The sequence below is a fragment of the Roseicyclus sp. genome, from assembly GCF_052168335.1.
Classification (GTDB): domain Bacteria; phylum Pseudomonadota; class Alphaproteobacteria; order Rhodobacterales; family Rhodobacteraceae; genus Roseibacterium.
This window is the reverse complement of sequence record NZ_JBQLZP010000108.1, coordinates 1-1,542: the sequence shown is the minus strand read 5'-3', so window position 1 is coordinate 1,542 and position 1,542 is coordinate 1. Positions and strand designations below refer to the sequence as shown.

Below are 1,542 nucleotides of genomic sequence, written 5' to 3'. Positions count from 1 at the left end.
CGTCGATGTTGCCGTCGAGAACCGTGCCGGTCATCAGGCCGACGCACCACGCCATCTCCATCAAATCACTCCGCGCATAGCGCCTCACCTACCGCGCGGCGGAGATCGGCGATGCCGGTCTCGGCGTGGCGCGTTGGATGGACGCGGTTGGTCAGTAGGGTCCAGGCGCGCCTGGTCCTGAAGTCGATCCAGAGGCCCGTTCCGGTGAAGCCGGTATGCCCGATGGTCGTGGGCGAGCAGGCCTGCCCCCCGGACCAGCCGGGATGCGACCGCTCCCAGCCGTGGGTGCGCGTCTCCGACAGCGGCACGGCCTCGGGGCCCGGCCCGCGCGCCAGCATCCGCTCCGCCACGTCGAGAAGCGCGTCGGCTATGCCGAAGAGGCCCGCGTGGCCCGAGCCGCCGAGCGCAAAGCAGTTCTCGTCATGCACCTCCCCCCGCATGACGCGACCGCGCCAGGTGCAGGCCTCGGTCGCGGCACAGGCCTCGGGGTCGGGGACGAAGCTGAGGCCGGGGCCCGGGTCCATCTCGCGGATGGCCGTGCCCTCCAGCCGCTCGAGCGCGATGCCCAGCAAGATGAAGTTGATGTCGGAATAGACCGGCGCGGCCAGCCGCCGCCACTCGCGTTGCAGCACGAAGGCGCGGAGCGTCGCGGGATCAGTGCCGTAGGTGTAGATCGGCTCGACCGCCGGGAAGGGCGTGAGGTGGCCGAGGCACTGGCGGAAGGTCACGCGGCGCTCCCAGCAATCCTCGTGATACTGGCGGAAGTCGGGGATGACGGAGGTCAGGGGCGCATCGAGGTCGATCCGCTCCGCCGCTGCGTGGGCGAGGATGCGCGCGGCCGTGAAGACGGGCTTGGTCAGCGAGGCGAGGTCGAAGACCGTGTCGCGGGCCACCGGAACGGCCTCCGGCGTCAGGACGGCATGGCCGGTCCAGCGGACCTCCCGCGCGCTTTGCACCACGGTGCCAAGGACGGCGCAGGGGATGCGGCCCGAGGCGACCGCCTCCTCGGCCAGCGCCCAGGCGGCCTCGAAGCTCATTTGCGCCCCTCCAGCGCCACGCGGTGATCCGCCCCGTGGTCCTGCCAGACCTGCGGTGGCGGCTGCCACCCGGCGGGGCGGAGGGTCGAAGGCACCTCGTCGGTCTCGAGCGCGAAGTCGACGCGGCGCTTCTCGATCGAGGGGACGGCGGCGATAAGCTTGCGCGTATAGGGATGGCGCGGGTCGGACAGGACCGCACGCGCCGCGCCGATCTCGACGATGCGGCCCGCGTAGATCACGGCGATCCGGTGGGCGATACGCTCGACCACGGCCATGTCGTGCGAGACGAAAAGGTAGGCAAGGCCCATGTCGCGCTGAAGGTCCACCAGAAGGTCGAGCACCCGCGCCTGCACCGACACGTCGAGGGCCGATACCGCCTCGTCGAGAACCAGCACCTTCGGGTCCGGCATCAGAGCGCGGGCGATGCAGATGCGCTGCCTCTGGCCGCCCGAGAATTCGTGCGGATAGCGCTCGAGCGCGTCCTGCGGCAGGTCCACCTTGCCCA

General features: G+C 70.9%; 2 protein-coding genes. Both read right to left on the bottom strand.

From position 1 onward, the window contains the following. Positions 1-65: 65 nt before the first annotated feature. A complete protein-coding gene (locus tag ACTS11_RS03515) occupies positions 66-1,037 on the bottom strand; it encodes a serine hydrolase domain-containing protein (protein WP_442638958.1) in 972 nt (323 codons plus the stop codon). After that, positions 1,034-1,542 (bottom strand): ATP-binding cassette domain-containing protein (locus ACTS11_RS03510; RefSeq protein ID WP_442638957.1); only part of this gene is annotated, 509 nt, incomplete at its 5' end. The genes ACTS11_RS03510 and ACTS11_RS03515, both read right to left, overlap by 4 nt.

What these genes read in the sequence shown, in the direction of transcription:
- ACTS11_RS03515 (WP_442638958.1), bottom strand. Translation starts at nt 1,037, where the DNA reads ATGAGCTTCGAGGCCGCCTGGGCGCTGGCCGAGGAGGCGGTCGCCTCG.